The organism is Clostridium sp. 1001283B150210_160208_E6, from assembly GCF_015669365.1.
GTDB classification, from domain to species: Bacteria; Bacillota; Clostridia; order Clostridiales; family Clostridiaceae; genus Clostridium; species Clostridium paraputrificum.
The window spans coordinates 82572-99757 of the sequence record NZ_JADPAA010000002.1; the positions used below are offsets into that span (position 1 = coordinate 82572).

General features: G+C 29.4%; 15 protein-coding genes (1 of these 15 only partly in view). 4 read left to right on the top strand and 11 right to left on the bottom strand.

The genetic code is table 11. The features are described 5' to 3' along the window. Window positions 1–1727, bottom strand: part of the annotated coding region (locus tag I4V16_RS03080) for a SpaA isopeptide-forming pilin-related protein (protein WP_195966515.1) (this coding region is incomplete at its 3' end). Its footprint begins 268 nt before the window's first position; 1727 of its 1995 annotated nt are in view. A 264-nt stretch (window positions 1728–1991) separates the two neighbouring features. Between I4V16_RS03080 and I4V16_RS03085 the strand changes: the two genes are divergently transcribed. The 3 genes from I4V16_RS03085 to I4V16_RS03095 all read left to right on the top strand — a co-directional run bounded on the left by I4V16_RS03085 (window position 1992) and on the right by I4V16_RS03095 (window position 5402). Then, the gene (locus I4V16_RS03085) at window positions 1992–2843 is read left to right on the top strand and encodes an aldo/keto reductase (RefSeq protein WP_099329131.1); all 852 of its coding nucleotides are present in this window, start codon (window positions 1992–1994) and stop codon (window positions 2841–2843) included. A gap of 142 nt (window positions 2844–2985) precedes the next feature. Further along, window positions 2986–4239 carry an MFS transporter gene (locus I4V16_RS03090; protein ID WP_195572583.1) on the top strand — a complete coding sequence of 418 codons (1254 nt, stop codon included), beginning with the start codon at window positions 2986–2988 and terminating at the stop codon, window positions 4237–4239. Window positions 4240–4301: 62 nt separating this feature from the next. After that, a complete protein-coding gene (locus I4V16_RS03095; protein ID WP_099329133.1) occupies window positions 4302–5402 on the top strand; it encodes an ArsR family transcriptional regulator in 1101 nt (366 codons plus the stop codon). Window positions 5403–5575: 173 nt separating this feature from the next. Here the strand turns inward: I4V16_RS03095 and I4V16_RS03100 are convergent, their stop codons facing one another. From I4V16_RS03100 to abc-f, 6 genes are all read right to left on the bottom strand, one after another. Further along, on the bottom strand, window positions 5576–6121 hold the full coding sequence (locus I4V16_RS03100; RefSeq protein ID WP_099329134.1) for a phosphohydrolase: 546 nt from the start codon (window positions 6119–6121) through the stop codon (window positions 5576–5578). Between the two features lie 559 nt (window positions 6122–6680). Further along, entirely contained in the window at window positions 6681–9434 is a 2754-nt protein-coding gene (locus tag I4V16_RS03105) for a glycosyl hydrolase family 18 protein (RefSeq protein ID WP_195966516.1), read from the bottom strand. A 418-nt stretch (window positions 9435–9852) separates the two neighbouring features. Further along, the gene (locus I4V16_RS03110; protein WP_195631502.1) at window positions 9853–10383 is read right to left on the bottom strand and encodes a 2'-5' RNA ligase family protein; all 531 of its coding nucleotides are present in this window, start codon (window positions 10381–10383) and stop codon (window positions 9853–9855) included. Between the two features lie 2 nt (window positions 10384–10385). Further along, the gene (locus I4V16_RS03115) at window positions 10386–10700 is read right to left on the bottom strand and encodes a hypothetical protein (RefSeq protein ID WP_195966517.1); all 315 of its coding nucleotides are present in this window, start codon (window positions 10698–10700) and stop codon (window positions 10386–10388) included. A gap of 55 nt (window positions 10701–10755) precedes the next feature. Beyond that, window positions 10756–11952 (bottom strand): sodium/glutamate symporter, encoded by a 1197-nt coding sequence (gene gltS / locus I4V16_RS03120; protein WP_049176985.1) that lies wholly within the window; start codon window positions 11950–11952, stop codon window positions 10756–10758. Window positions 11953–12023: 71 nt separating this feature from the next. Then, window positions 12024–13655: a ribosomal protection-like ABC-F family protein gene (abc-f, locus tag I4V16_RS03125; protein WP_049176984.1), complete on the bottom strand. Its 1632-nt coding sequence runs from the start codon at window positions 13653–13655 to the stop codon at window positions 12024–12026. Between the two features lie 310 nt (window positions 13656–13965). Here abc-f and I4V16_RS03130 point away from each other — a divergent pair, with 310 nt between their 5' ends. Then, window positions 13966–14412 carry a hypothetical protein gene (locus I4V16_RS03130; RefSeq protein ID WP_099329139.1) on the top strand — a complete coding sequence of 149 codons (447 nt, stop codon included), beginning with the start codon at window positions 13966–13968 and terminating at the stop codon, window positions 14410–14412. A gap of 25 nt (window positions 14413–14437) precedes the next feature. On the opposite strand, the gene I4V16_RS03135 is transcribed toward I4V16_RS03130, so the two are convergent. The 4 genes from I4V16_RS03135 to I4V16_RS03150 form a co-directional block, all read right to left on the bottom strand. Continuing rightward, complete coding sequence (locus I4V16_RS03135; protein WP_049176982.1) at window positions 14438–14839, bottom strand: hypothetical protein; 402 nt, start codon at window positions 14837–14839, stop codon at window positions 14438–14440. A 47-nt stretch (window positions 14840–14886) separates the two neighbouring features. Next, window positions 14887–16044, bottom strand: coding sequence for an alanine--glyoxylate aminotransferase family protein (locus I4V16_RS03140; RefSeq protein WP_099329140.1), 1158 nt, complete (start codon window positions 16042–16044; stop codon window positions 14887–14889). Window positions 16045–16199: 155 nt separating this feature from the next. Continuing rightward, the gene (locus tag I4V16_RS03145; protein ID WP_049176980.1) at window positions 16200–16529 is read right to left on the bottom strand and encodes a hypothetical protein; all 330 of its coding nucleotides are present in this window, start codon (window positions 16527–16529) and stop codon (window positions 16200–16202) included. 317 nt (window positions 16530–16846) lie between these two features. Further along, window positions 16847–17167 carry a rhodanese-like domain-containing protein gene (locus tag I4V16_RS03150; RefSeq protein WP_099329141.1) on the bottom strand — a complete coding sequence of 107 codons (321 nt, stop codon included), beginning with the start codon at window positions 17165–17167 and terminating at the stop codon, window positions 16847–16849. Window positions 17168–17186 lie beyond the last annotated feature (19 nt).

Sequence of the window (17186 nt, forward strand, 5' to 3'; positions counted from 1 at the left end):
GTGTAGCTTCCGTATGGAAGTTCCTTTGAAGTTCCTACTCCGTTTTCGTCAGTAGTTATTGTATCTACTACAGTTCCTTCGGAATCCTTAACTTCAAATACTGCTCCTGATAACTTAACACCTTCATCAGCACCATCTACTTTTAGGATATTTATCTTACCTAAAATCTTTGTATTTTCAAATGTTAGCTCTATTGTTTCTCCATTTGAATCTATTGTTACATTCTTAGATTCTCCTGATAACTCATATCCTGATGGTGCACTTACTTCTGCTACTGTGTAGCTTCCGTATGGAAGTTCCTTTGAAGTTCCTACTCCGTTTTCGTCAGTAGTTATTGTATCTACTACAGTTCCTTCGGAATCCTTAACCTCAAATACTGCTCCTGGTAACTTAATATTTTCATCAGCACTATCTACCTTTAGAATATTTATCTTTCCTAAGATCTTTGTATTAGTTATTGTTTTATAAGTTATTCCTTCTGAATTTACATTAACAGTAATTCTATCAGAAGATAATACATATCCTACTGGTGCTGTTTTCTCTACTAATGTATATTCTCCATATTCTAGATTTCCAAGGCTACCTTTTCCTTGAGAATCAGTTGTTATGGTTCCCTTTAGTTTTTCTTCTGAATCATATACTTCAAATACCGCTCCAGATAGCTTAATGCTACTATTTTTACTATCTACTTTTTCTATTTCTATTGACCCTTTTGAATCCAAGTCCCAATTCCACCTACTAGTGAAATTATGAAGTTCAAATCCGCCTTCTTGATGTAATGAAGATGCGAATAATTGGCCATTTACTGATGAACCATTACCATGAACTTTAGCCTTTGGTGCAACAACGCTACCTATAACTGCATAATTATTTATCTCTACTGTTTCAGCATTAGGGAATACCCAAATAAAATTCGATGCAATTTTAAATAATGGAGAATCCTTTGGTAAACTGCTTCCCCATACATCTGCACCATCATATCTAACACTACCACCACTAAACTTAATATCTTTAGCATTGCTATAAATAACATATTGTTTGTCTAAATCCACACTTCCTTTTAAATCTAAGGACGGAATTATGCCTGAATCTAGCTTAACTTTTACGATATTTTTTTCATTATTGGTAATAATATTTTTACCATATAAATTATCTTCAAAGATTCCGTTAGTTTCTATACCTTCTATATATCCAATAGTATTTGAAACCTTGCTCTTAAATTTAGAAATAGCATTTTTTATATTCTGTCTAGTTGAATACTCCACATCTGATCCTGTTACTGTAAACCCTTGATTATCTTCTTGTGCAAGCAAGACTCTGCTTCCATATACAGTTATATTACTACCATTGATCTTATCCCATTTGCCACTTGTCATTACAGTTGGCATTCCGTTATCTTCGTACTTGCTACCTATTCCTGTGTAACCTGATGCAGCACTTGCTCCAAAATCCATACTATTATCTAAATATGGAACATGCATATCTCCTCCTACAGCAACTGCACCTTCATTATCACCACCTTTAGAAATATACGCATAATTTTTATTATCATATGAAACTAAATTATCATCCCCAAATAAAATACCATTATAGTGTTCTATAGTACCGTACTTCTTATTTTCTTCTTCTTCTGTTGTTGCATTAATAGTTCTAGCCGGAATTATTTGTGTAATAACAAATAATATCCCCACCCACGCTGCTAGTTTCCTTTTAAAACTCTTTTTCATCCTTTCTTTACCCTCACCTGCTCTCACAAAAATTTATTTTACATTATATAGGTATTATTCTTTATTTACTTATATTTCTAAATTGACATATAAATTTAATAAAAAATTCACCCAAAGTTATTATTTACCATTTTCTTACAGTTGTTAATACAGAAAATTAATTATTATATAATTAAAATAGTAATTTAAAAACGTAACAATTCCAAAATGTGGTAATATAAGGTATAATGTTATATATAGAAGAATTAAGGAGGTATTTATGATATGAATAATTTAAACGATACTTATACTCTTAGTAATGGTGTGAATATTCCTTGTGTAGGTTTTGGTACATGGCAAACTCCAAATGGAGAAACTGCTACAAATTCAGTTTTGGAAGCTATAAAATGTGGATATCGTCACATTGATACTGCAGCTTGTTATGGCAACGAAGAAAGTGTTGGCAAAGCTATTAAGCTTTCTGGAATCAATAGAGAAGATTTATTTGTAACAAGTAAACTTTGGAATACTGATCAAGGATATGAAAGTACTTTAAAAGCTTTTAATAAAACCATAAAAGACTTAGACTTAGACTACTTAGATTTATATCTAATTCATTGGCCTGTAGTGAAAGGGCATAAAGAAGATTGGGAAAAATCAATTTGTGAAACTTGGAAAGCTTTTGAAAAGCTTTATAGCGAAGGTAAAATTAGGGCCATTGGAGTAAGTAATTTTAAACCACATCATTTAAAAGTTATCTTTGAAAATTGTAATATTAAACCAATGGTTAATCAGATTGAACTACATCCAAGCCATAATCAAGATGAAACAGTTAAATTCTGTAGGAATAATAATATATTAGTTGAAGCTTGGGGACCTCTTTCCACTGGTAGAATATTTAAAGTTAAAGAAATGCAGGATATAGCTGATAAATATAGTAAATCAATTGCTCAAATAACTTTACGTTGGCATATTCAAAATGAAATTCTGCCACTTCCTAAGTCAGTTACTCCAAGTAGAATAAAAGAAAATTCTATGATATTTGACTTTGAATTATTAAAAGAAGATATGGAATTAATACAAAACTTAAAAGGTTGCGAAGGCTCTGGAATAGATCCTGATAATATTAATTTTTAAATATAAAAGAAGCTTAATGGTTTTAAGCTTCTTTTATATTTGTCGAACACTTTTATTTGATATTCATAAAATATAGTATTACACTATAATCAAACATTGAGTTTCATGCTTATCTAACCATTATAAAAGGGGGCTATATTTTATGAATGATTCTATAACCTATAAAGATATTTTTAAACAGAAAGAAGCATTTAAGCTTTTTATTGCCAATATTGTTAGTAGATTTGGGGATTCTATAGATTCAATTGCTTTCACATGGCTAGTTTACGAAATTACAAATAATCCATCTTGGTCTGCAATTATATTTGGAGTAAATATGCTTCCATCTATTATCTTTCAACCATTTGCTGGGGTATGGGTAGAAAAAATGGATAAGAAAAGAATTATGATTATAACAGATGTTATAAGAGGGGGATGCGTTTCTCTAATAGCACTACTCTTTATTTTAGGCCTATTAAATCCATTTATATTGCTGTTTATAACTTTTATTAACTCCACTGTAGAAGCATTTAGACTTCCTGCAAGTTCTTCTATTCTTCCTAAACTATTGCCTACAGATTATTACGAATATGCTATATCTTTTAGTAATACAGCATGTAAAATTTCAGAATTAGTAGGGCTTGCAGTCGCTGGTGGTATTATTGCAACATTTGGTATGCAAACAGCTATTTTATTAGATGCAATTACATTTATTATGTCAGCTATTATAATAAGCTTCATAAAGTTAAATACTCATGTTAGTAAATCTTTTTCTTCTTTTAGTGAGAAAAGCACTTACTTCACTGACTTAAAAGACGGATTTAAGTATATAAAAACAAAAAAAATTATATTAACCTTATGTATTATATGTGCACTTTTAAATACAGGACTTGTACCACTAAATTCGCTTCAAGCTCCACTTGTAAAGACTGTTTTTAATGGTAATGTAGGACTTCTTACTATTTTAAGTGTTACTCTTAGCTTAGGTATGATTATTGGTTCTCTTATTTATCCTACAATAAATAAGCGTATTAAAAATACACTCCTTATGTCTATATCTGGCTTATTTTTAGGGATTTATTATATATTAATAATCTTTATATCCACTTTAAATTTATCTTATTTTATGGCAAATATTCTATTGGGAATAATCTCTGCTATACTTGGACTATTTGTATCATTGCTCTCTGCTTCGTTACAAGTTTTATTTATTAAATCTGTAGAAGAAAACTATTTATCAAGGTGTAGTGCAATTTTTAATGCTTCTTCATGCTCTACAGTACCAGCTATGTCTTTCATTATTTCTATTGCATCATCTTCTATGTCCGTTAATAGTATATTCTTAATCAATGGTTTTTTACTCAGCTTTATATTTTCCCTATATTTATTTAAATTTATAAATAAAGGAGAGTTATAACTGCTGATTAAGTTCTTTTAAAAGTTAACAATAATTGCTATTATATACTTGAGGTGTTTATTTTGAAAACAATTTTAAAAAAAGATATAAATTATTATTCTGAATCACTAGATCTTCTAAAATTAATGACTAATGACTTTAGCTTTGAAGATTTAAAAAATAGATTAAAAAGAAATTATCCCTTATGTAATGACTATACAAGCACCGTAATAGATATAATATCAAGGGTTGCTACCAAAGTATTTTCAAATTTGGATTTTTCAAAAGAAAGATTAGACTTCTTTTTTAAAGATTTAAACTTAAATGATTTGAGCATTGCAGATATATTACTCTTAAATCAAAACAGATTTTTAGATATTTCATTAGAAGAACAAATCACTTTAATTAAAAATCTAAGTTATAAAGAAAAGATTTATAACTTTGCCCAACTTCTTTCTTCCAATGATATTGCAGGTACAGAGCTTAAAAATACTGAAATTGCTTCTTTTAAGGAACTTGTATCTCTTATATCATCATTAGATACAAGTATAGAAAACAAGTGGAATATTCAACTGGCTTTTTTAAATATAGACTCATTAATAGAAGAACTTTCATCAATACTAAATACTTGCGTACTTCAACTAAAAAAATATGATAAAGAATTCTCTAAGTTGACTAAAGATTTTATAGATTATTGGGAACCATTTATTGAGCAAAATGATATATTGCATTTTCTTACCTCTTCTCTAAACTATGATTTAGGTTCTGGATATGAAGAAATAATTGTATCTCACTCAATATTAAACCCTTCAAATATTTCATTTTCTTTAGATAATGATAATAAAAATAAAAATGTTATAAAAATTGGTGTTTTATTTAATGATAAATTTACTATTGAAACTAGAGTTAATTCAAATCATTTGGAAGTATATCAAAATCTAAAGCTTCTAGGTGATAAAAGTAAATTTGATATATTAGTATCTATTAAAGATACTTCTGCATATGGCCAAGAACTATCTGAAAAATTCAACCTTTCTACTTCAACAATATCACACCATATGACTGCACTAATAAACGCTAGATTTGTTAAAGTTGAAAAGAAAAATAATAGAATTTACTACAGTATGAATAAAGATATTCTTGAAAATTTTCTAAATGAAGTTAATAATCTACTACTAAAATAAGAAGAGCCATAAACTCTTCTTTTATTTTTCAAAAAAATTATTTTTTTTGTATATTTATTTTTTTATTTGTCCATAATACTAATGTAATCATAATAACCTACTATATATGGTAGCAATACCATATATAATCCCCCTATGTCAAAGGACAGTCCCTAACCAAGACTGTCCTATTTTTATGCATAGATTTTTATTTCATCAAATAATTCTAAGAATTCCCTTTCAACTTCATTCATAAGAACAAAATCTAATGAATAGTTACCCACTAAATCCTCTCCTACAATTTCATGAAAATTCATAAGGTACTTCATCTCATATTTTAGCATTGAGTCATCAACATTTTTAATTAGATTAAGCTCCTCTTCTGTTAAGTCTCCAATACCATACTTCTTATAAATTGCATTTTGTAATTTATCTTCTATAATAAGATATTCTTTAAGTTCCTTTTTAACAGGTCTTGTAATATCTGAAAGATACGCTTCCGACCCATCATGTAACAAACAAGCAAGCTGAACCCTATTTGAATATCCTCTTGCCTTTGCTTCTTTAGCACAATTTATTGAATGTTGTGCTACACTATAGAAATTATTAGTATGTCCATTCCCCCTACATGTTAAAGACAATGCATGTCCAATATCTTCTATTAGAATTTCCTCTTCTCTTGGATCTAAAGGATAAAACTTAACCTCTTTTCCTGTATATATAAAATCACCTTTTCTCATGTTATCTCCTTTCAAAATAGAAACCACACTATAAGTGTGAAACTATCTATAAAATAAAAATTACTTATGGAACTTCCATGTATTATCCTCTCACCTATACATCGATAATCACTATGGACCACTCAAATATTAACACAGAATCATGTGAAAAAAAACCCTTGAAGAGCGTATTACTATTCAGCCTCCCCTTAAAGATAAATTAACGTCGTATAAAATAGTTGAGGGAATAAATGAACCAATTAAAAAGATTTGTACAAATTCCTTCGGTCACTTTAATACTAACACCAAGAAATATTTATATATTATTTTAAATATATAAATATAAAAAGAAATAAATATATAAATATATGAATACATAAATATATAAATATATAGTAAAATTCCGGGTTTGTAGGAGCTTTCACGATAAAATTCTAAAAGGAATTTATTTATGATAAGATTGCTAGAATAACTACTAAACTACTTTTTATATTTATTTAAACACCTTGTTCACACTTACTAATTCTCTTCAAAAAAGTGGACCCTGCACAAAAATGCAAGATCCATTTTTTATTTTATACTATTCTGCAACTCCTAAGTCCTTCCAAATTACAGCCATAGTTCCTGGAGTTATTCCTGTTGTAGAATACCATACACATTCATATTTATGTCCATTATAAATTACTATATCTCCCATGACATAAGTTTTAGTAGCACTATAGTCATCCTTAGGGACTGTTGTAGTTTTTGTAACTGTTACTCCTGCCTTTACAGTTCTTTCTGCACCTTTACTATCCTTAACTGAGTACACTAACTCATATTTTCCTGCCTTAGTTGTATCTACAGTTCCTGTAATAACTATTTTACTAGTTAAATCTCCATCTTCCTTATCTAAAGCTTTAATTCCAGCTAATGGATCAAAAGTGGCTCCAACTAATATACCTGAATCTTTTACTCCCCATAAAGTAGGAAGGTAATTGCCACTTGGTTGTTGTATTTCTTGTGTTGGATCTAGTTCAATAACAATTTCAGCTGGGCCTAAGTCCTGCCATATTACAGCCATAGTTCCTGGAGTTATTCCTGATGCAGAATACCATATACATTCATACCTTCTACCACCATAAACTACTATATCACCTTTTGTATAAGACTTATTTGCAACATAATTATCAGCTTCAATTATTGTTTTTTTAGCAACAGTGATTATAGCTTTAAGAACTCTTTCTCCTCCATTACTGTCCTTAACTGAATAAGTCAAGCTATATTGTCCTTCTTTACTTACATCTACAACACCTGTAACAACTATTTTACTAGTTATATCTCCATCTTCTTTATCAGAAGCTGTTATTCCTTCTAATGGATTAAACTTATCTCCTATTGCTATTTTCTTGTTTCTAACTCCAGCAATATTAGGTATAGTATTTCCATCAGGAGTTAGGGTTTCCTCATCTGATGAATATCCATATAATGTTTGCATTCCATAGGTTTGTGAAGACTTATAAACTTTTTGATTCATAGTAAGACTAATTACACCTTCTAAATTATCAACAGATTCCTTTGTATCTAATGTATACGTCTTACTTTCACCAGGCTTTATAAATTTACCATCGTAAGTATCACTTAATTTTATAGCATACTTGCCATCCTCTTCTACTACATTAGAGCTTTCTAATGGATATTGTACTCCAGATATAGTAAGACCGTAGGTTTCTAGATATAATGTTGGATTCATTAAGGTTTTTGCAGGTAATTCTACTGCACTTAATACCTCATCCGATTCAGACAGTCTTTCATTATTTGTAATTGTTATTTTTAATTCACCATTTCCGCTACTTCCCATTATCGCCTTTGTAGGTTCTATTTTTGCGGTAACGTTTACTTTATAGTTAGAAACATTATATTGAGGCAAACTTACTGATCCAAATAAGGCATCTTTAGTGGCTTTGGTTAATTCATCACGCTTTGTAGATGTAGTTGATTTATCCATTGATGCCATCCAAGCAATCATTCCACCAAGGTTATTCTCCTTCACATATTTACATTTCTCTTGTATTGACCTTACATTATCATAGCTAAAGAAAGCACCTGTTGTAGGATTATATAAATATGGAGCCTTAGCCTCATCATCCCAATACTCTTTTAATCCAGAATATTTTGCTTTTAATCCATCTAAAGCATTGTATGACCATACCCCTGTCATACGGCCACCCTCACCATTCTTTAATGGCGCCTCAGGCCAAGCACCTGTTGTTGGCGTTCCATCTGCATCTGTTGTAACTAAGGCTGCATCTCCAAACAAACCAGGTGTTGTGGTAGATGTTCCCTCACTACTAACTTTTTCCCAACCACGAGTATAATAAGCTGCACCAATTACTATTTTCTCAGATGGTGCTCCTTGGGATAGATAGTACTTAACACTTTCATCTACAGATAATCCCTTACCCTTAAATGGATCTTTAGAATTAGTATATAATCCTGTTTGGTGTCCGCTAATATTATCCCATGCTCCTCTCATATCATAGGTCATGATATTAGCAAAGTCTACTAAACTAAATAATTTGGGTACATCTATTCCTGCAGATACTTTTTTTATTGGAGCTGGTAGGGCTACTGAAAGTTCATAAGTTTTATTTAACTCTTTACCTTGAGTATCTAGAGCATTTCTTAAATCTTGCAATAAAGAAATAAAGTCTTCTTTATCAGCTGGAGTACTATATTTTGTTCCTTCATCCCGTGAGTTATCACAAAGGTCAGGTTCCCTTACAAAGGTTGGATACTCCCAATCCACATCAACAAAGTCCATGTTAGTATATTTAATAAATGCCATTACATTCTGTACAAACTTAGCACGAGTTTCTTTATTGGCACAGACTGTTGAAAAATCTCCTGATTTAGACCACCCACCTAATGAAATGCCAATCTTTAAATTAGGATTTTCACTCTTTAGTACTTTAAATCCATTTAAAATACCAGCGTTAGGTTCACCAGCTAAGACGTCACTGTTTCCTACTGCATGAGTCATTGCAGCATCTTTATCGGTAAATTGTAGATTGCCATCCTTATCAAAATCTAAAAATGCAAAGTTAAGATGTGTTAGTTGATCCGCAGGTATATCCTTTGGATTAAACTGTTTCTGACCTCCCCATATAGACCAATCACCATAATACATAACATTACGGTACTTTTGTAATCCTTGTGCTTCAACAGTCATAACTGATCCATTCTCCTTTAGATCAGCAGCTATTACAGGAACTGTACTTGTCATAAGTATAGAAGCAATTGTAGCTATGGCTACCATTGCTTTAGCATTTTTATAAAATGCTTTTTTTAACATGACTTAACTCTCCTTCATTGATATATAATTTATTTTCCATGGGAAACAATATCAATCATTTTAAAGCAAAACCAAGAAGCAATTCTATATTTAATTATATTCTATAAAAGTCACAGTAATACATATATTGACAAAAGTAAATTTATTTAATAAAAAAATCGCCAAGGCGACTGTGGAGCCGTCGATTTTTTTCGCCCATCTGCATAAGTGATATTACAAATTTAAATTTTGTAAATAGAACTTACTCATTAGAGCTTCCGAAGCTTGCCTGAGGAAAATCTTACAGGGGCATATATTTTATTTTTTATTCTTTAGGAAGAATATGAACTAATGTATCGCTAAATTGTTGAAGTTATCCACAATTTAATTGAAGCTATAATTTCCTAAAGAATAAAAAAACCACACTATAAGTGTGGTCTTATTCATTAAACGCGTATTCTTTATGGACCTTCCATGTATTATCCTGCCAATTATATATTGTTACATTATCAAAGCTACAATTAAAGTTACAAGGATATTCATTTACATAATCCCAAAGCTCATTATAGATATCTCTTATTTTTTTCGAAGAGATAGTCACATGAATTATTTTATTTTTCCCATCTTTTTTATCGAAATTTATATAGGATACTTTTGATAATTCATCAATAAGTCTATCATGGACCTCTTTCCCTTCCTTAGACATCTTTACATCCATATATATAACCCTATCATCAAAATGGTTATATCCTTCTATCTTATAAGGAGTTTTGCTATACTTTTTAGTAAAGTTCTCAAGAATATATTCTATTTCTTTTATTTCGTCCTCTACCTCAAAAGGTGCTTTTATTGTAAAGTGTGCAGGAAGTTTAGAGGATTTTGCTTTGAACTTATTAAATATTTCTCTTCTTAGATCGTTATTAAAATCCCCTCCCTCTCCATGCACAACTGAAACTATAACATACCTCATTATTATCTCCTATCTATAAGATGTGTTGAAGCAAAATCTGGCCCATTATGATTATTTTGGGTCCTATCCACTACTTCATCTCCCCTATCTGATACATCTAATGAATCCATAACCTTATTCTTTGAATTATAAGTTTCTAGTGGCATTTGTAATTTTATTTGTTCACCATTAGAAAAGTCTTCACCTATATTCATTGTTGTTAACTCACTACTCATTTGAGTCACCATCTCAACATCATCATTTGTATTACTTATCTCATTAATATTAGTTTTAGCTTTTTCTACTATCTCTTCAAACTTATTTTTATACTTTTCCATATTAAGTCCTCCTAAAAATAAAAACTAGAGTATTTCAACTCTAGTCTTTACTTAACTACCTTAATATATTTATAAACAATGTTAATACTGCTGTATTAACAAAATCAATGAATAAACAACCTACTATTGGAACGACTAAATATGGAGTTGGTGCATATCCAAACTTTACTGTTAAGGCATCCATATTAGCTACTGCATTTGGAGTCGCTCCCATACCAAAGCCACAATTAGCTGATGCAAAAACTGCTGCGTCATAATCTTTCCCCATAATTCTAAAGGTTATAAAATATGCAAAGAATCCCATTAATAAAGCTTGCGCTATTAACATAAATACCATAGGAAGTGCTAAATCAAATAACTCCCATAATTTTAGTCCCATTAATGCCATAGCTAAAAAGAATGAAAGACTTATTCCACCTATAGTTTCAATCTCTTTATCTTCAAGCTCTACCTTTCTAAAATCACAGATATTTCTTATAACTGCAGCTGCTACCATAGCACCAATATATGATGGGAAAGTTAATCCTAAATCTTGAATGAATTTTGAAATGATTGACCCTATCCCCATAGCTAAAAATATCCACGCAACACCATTCATCAATCTTTTATGACAAAGTATAGCTTGATTGTCCTCATGAAAATCGCTAAGCGGCAATGAATGGTCTTCTGAATGCTTTGGTGTATCTATATTTTTTCTTTCAATTAAATTTTTTGCTACAAAACCTCCAATAAAGCTTCCCATAACTAATCCAAATGTAGCTGAAGCAAATGAAACTGTAGTAGCACCAGCCACCCCCATCTCTTCTAATAATGGTCCAAAGGAGCCTGCTGTTCCATGACCACCTACCATTGGTATAGACCCAGTACATAAACCTAATAAAGGATCTAGATTAAATACAGTTGCTAAACTTGCCCCTAAAACATCTTGTAAAATTACTAAAACAGTAGCTAAAGCTAAAAATATTCCTACTTTTAGCCCACCTTTTTTTAGTACTTTTAAACTAGCTGTATATCCTACACTAGTAAAAAATGCAGTCATAAAAACACTTTGAAGTGTTATATCTAAATTTATCATAGCCATATTAGTTATTCTTAAAATTAGTACTAATACAGCAAATAATAACCCTCCTATTACTGGAGCTGGTATACAATATTTTGAAAGTAATTTTACTTTCTTTCTTAAATACAGACCTATATAAAACACTATTGTTGCAAGTGCCATAGTCTCAAATATATCTAAATTAATTATCATAAACTTGTTCCTCCAAAACTCTTCTAATGTAAATTAAAAAATCATCTTTAGCTGTGATATTTTTCTATCTATTAGATATTATTCAGCTTTTCTAAGATTTTATTATATTCTTCTTCTAACTTTTCCTTAATAATATCACTTTTTTCTATTGATAACCTTGATAGAACCTCTGAAAGTTTCGTCCTTAAAAGCATTTTCTCATCTTCTTTATTATTCCTTACTTTTTTATTATGACTCTGAGAATAATCATAATAATTTCCGTTAAAAGTTATAAGCTTACAGTCTTTAATTTCAAAAATCTTATTACAAATAGAAGATATTAATTTTCTGTCATGACTTATTATAATAAACCCTTTATCAGTTCCACTAAGAGCTTGCTCTAAAGCTGATATAGAATTTATATCTAAGTAATTAGTAGGCTCATCTAATATTAAAAAGTTATTGTCATCTAATAATATCTTACATAAACTCACTTTAACTTTCTCGCCGCCGCTTAGTATTCCTACATTCTTATGAACATCATCTCTTTTAAATCCAAATCCACTAAGGCATATCCTTATAAAACTCTCATCAAACCTAGAGTTATATTTTATATTTTCTAAAATACTTAAATTCTCATTTAAGATTTTTTGTTCCTGGTCAAAATAACCAATCTTCACTCTTTTATTAACTTTTATATTATCGCTATTATTTATAATTTCTTTAATCAATGAGGTTTTACCCGAACCGTTATCTCCTATTAAAGCAACCTTATCCCCCTTATTAATTACAAAATTACTATCTTTAATAAGAGTTTTATTTCCATGCTTTATGGATATATTTTTACCCTCAACAACAATTTTGGAATATATATCTAGTCCATCTTGAACTTTTATTTTTATATTTTCAACTTCTTTTGGCTTTTCTTTTACCTCTAGATGTTCAATTCTACTTTTTAACCCTTTTATATTACCATCAAGCTTTTTCTTTCCCTTTTGTCCACCCATCTTATGAAGTCTAGCTTCAGAGTTTCCCATTCTTTTAGGTACTCTCTTTATAGAATTCTTAATTTTATCCTTTCCAACTATAGCTCTTTCAAGATGCTCTTTTTCATCAATGTATTTAATGTATTCTCTTTCTTGACTTAACTTTTCCAATTCTTTAACTTCTAAATATTTAGAATAATTCCCATTATACTTTTTAACTTTACCATCCTTTAGTTCTATGATTACGTTACAAACATTATCTAAGAACTCTCTATCATGAGATACTAACAAAAGTCCCCCATCATATTCTAACAATACTTTTTCTAGAGAATCTATTGTACTTCTATCTAAATTAGAAGTAATCTCATCTCCAATTATAAGTTTGCATCTCTTTTTTAACGCATTTGTTATCTTAAACTTTATTTTTTCGCCTCCAGACAAATGCTTCTCAAAAAGTTTTGGTGCTTTAATATTAGTAGAATTCCACTCATAATCAAAGTCACATTCTTCAACAAAATCTACACCTTGGCTTATATAGGAATAACTATTACATATAGTTACTTCTCCACTATCCCTTTCCTCTTCACCAATAAGTATCTTAATCAAGGTTGATTTTCCCGAACCATTCTCACCAACTAATCCAATTCTATCACCTTGGAATATTTTTAGTTCATCTATATCCAGAATTATTCTATCTCCATAACTTTTTTTAACATTAAATAAGCTTCCTAACAACAAAAAAATCCCTCCAATCTTAAACGGAGAGAGCAGAAAAATAACGTAATGTAAAACTAATCTACCCTCAAACTTGCACAACAAAAAAACCTTATTATAAGGTGAATTTTTTCTTATTGCACTAAAATTTAACAATAGATTATATTCTCATTTCTTAAATACCTATGCCTTTCTTTAACTTTTAAAAAACTTACGTTCATATTATATCACACTTGTTCATTTTATCAATAATTATGTAAATGTCACAAGTTTTATCCAACTTGAATAACTTATAATAGAAAGCAATCACCTGAATAGGCCAAAGGAGGATACTATGACTATCAACTCAAAATCTTTTGATACCTTCGAGGAGTTGTCTCAAGAATTGGATCTTATAGGCTTTATGTCTGCTTATACTAACATACAATTATCCGAGATAAATACTTATATTAAGTTTGATAATATTGAGTTTGGTGGAGCTAATGATATCACTTATAATAAGGAGGAGAGTTCTTTTTCTATAACTGAAAACCATACCTATATTCTTCTTTCTAGGTATATTGGAAAAAATATTGCTAATAGCATTAATTCTTTTATTATTTATGCTAATAACATCCCAATAAGTTCTTTAACTCAAGAAACTTCAGCTAATGGTGAACTTAATTGTAACAACTATATTTTTTATACCTCTACCACACCTACTAATATAAAAATACTTAATACTGGAGAAAATAATATACAAGGCTTTAAGTGTAAATTTCTCATATTAGAAATAGATTAAAAAAGAAGGAGTTATTCTCCTTCTTTTAAATATTTAAAGATAATATCCTATCTTCAAATTCTTTTCGCTGTTTCCCATTTATATCACCTAAGTTAATTTGAAACTTTTTATTTTCTTTAGTAACTACTATAACTTCATTCTTGGTTTTATCACTCTCTACATTTTCAATACTATCAATAACAATTTCCTTTTTAGTAATCATCCCCAAAAGTTCAATCTTATTATCAGAAAATTTTAAAGTAGTTAAATAACTTTTTGCAAATCCTAATGCAATTAATATACAAGCTAATATGTATGTAATAATTATGAAATCTGACTGATTTTCATATAATTCACTTGCTTTTATTGATATAAGCAAAAAAGCTGCAGCTACATAAATTAATGAATATATAATATTTAATGTAGTTCCTCTATAATTCTTTATCATTTTATCCTCCAAAAAACAACTTATTTCTCTCAATTATATAATATTTTTTATAAAGAATAAATAGATGAATAATAAACATTAAATAAATCTAATAGACTTTTTTCTGATTCATATCCTAAATCTTCTAAAGCTCTCCCTATGAAGTTTAATGCATATGATATTTTCTCTACCCTAGCATTCTCTCCCATATGTCCAATTCTAATTATTTCATTATCATAAGGTTTAAGTGATGTTGAAATTATTGAGTTATATTTATCATTTATATAATTTTTTAATTTAATTGCCCCAATATATTCAGGAACTTTAACAGCTGTTACAGTATTACAAAATCCATTTTCTAAAAACAATTCTAGCCCAAACTCTTGAAGTGCCTTTCTTGTAGCCTCAGCAACTTTACTGTGCCTAAGTATTACGTTCTCTATTCCTTCTTTAAGTATATTATCTAAAGCTACATCTAGCGCCATAATATCACTAATAGGCATTGTGTAAGGGAACCATTTTTCTCTATAATAATTCTTCCATATATTTAAATTGCAATAAAATCCTACAACAGGAGTTTTCCTACTTTCCATAACTTCCTTAGCCCTATTGCTTAAAGTTACTGTAGTCAATCCAGTAGGTGCTGAAAAAGCCTTTTGAGAGCCTCCTAAAAGTACATCTATTTTCCAATCATCGCCTCTAACCTCTTCTCCACCCATTCCTGCAACAGAATCTACTACAGACAAGATTCCATACTCATTTAATAACCTACATATTTTAGAAAGATTATTTTTAACTCCAGTAGGAGTATCACAATGTACTAAGGTTGCATATTTAAAATCATGATCTCTCTGTAAAAACTCGTTTAATTTCTCAGTATCAATTTCTTTTCTATAATCTGATGAGTAATACACTCCATCCCCACCATACATTTTTACAAAATCCATAAACCCTTTTCCAAAGATACCATTATCAATAACTAAAACCCTATCTCCTGGTTCTGTTAAAGTTGCACAAGCAGCCTCTAAACCTAATATCCCTTCTCCACATAATATATATGTTTCATTTTTAGTGTTAAGAATTTTGCTAACTTTATTACATGTATTTTTATAAAATTCAACAAAATCAATGTCCATATCTGGATTAGTAGTTACTTTAGCTCTTTCTAATCTAACATTTTCTCTTACATTTGTTGGTCCAGGTGTATAAACAAATTTATTATTCATCCCCAATCTTCCTTTCCCTATGAATATAGATAAATACTAACATAGCCTAAATACTTATTCAATTGTACTGATACAATACCTTGCTCAATTAATGTATATAAAAAAGGTTATTGTATATTTCAACAATAACCCTTTAATATTATAAATTTATCTTATTATTTCTTATCTAATTTATTATTCCACTTATGTCCACAACATGCACATACTAAATCTAAATTTTTAGATGATACACTTCCTAAAACATTGCCATCAAAATCTGTAAGCATAGCTTCACCACCAGTATTTAGAATCTTGTACTTTTTCTTTGTGGTTTTTAAATTTGTAGCTAAACATTTTGGACAATATAAAATACCTTCTTCAGTATATTTCTCTATTTTTAGCTTATCATCTTTTTCCTTCATCTTTAAAAACTTTTCTGCTTCTTTAGCTTGCACTAACATTAAGCTTTCCTTTTGAGACCTCTTTAATAATTCTAAAAAACCCATCCTTATTCCTCCCCTTGTAAGCTTAATTATATATTACATCATTTTTTTTTATAAAAAAAGGGTGGAATAAATTTTAAACTTATTCCACCTAGTAATTATAATTTTTTATGAATTTAGGATTAATATTAGTTTACCAAACTAATATTTTTTTATACCCAAATAATTTATATTTTAAATTTTATTTGTTTAAAATAATTTATTCCGTCAATAATTAAAATATAAATAACTTTCAAATCAATATTTTAATTTCATATATGATTTAAACCCAGACTTAGAGCGAAAATAATTTGCTCTATTTTTTTATCTATTTATTACATTTAAATAGGTTCTAATCTTCCTGTATATCCTAATGTACCATATGACAAGTTATATAATTTTTCAAATCCTGCATCATTAAGTATATTACATGCAACAACACTTCTATGACCTGCTCTACAATAAACTAAAATCGGTTTATCTTTATAATCTTCTAACTGCTCAATTTCCCATTCAAGTTCTTCTACAGGAATATTAATAGAATTTGGTATATTGCCTGCTTTAAATTCATTATATCTTCTAACATCTAGAATTACTAATTCTTTATTATTTTCTATAAAAGCCTGTGCTTCTTTATCACCTAAATTTTTTATAAAATCCATCACTTTACCTCTTATGTTT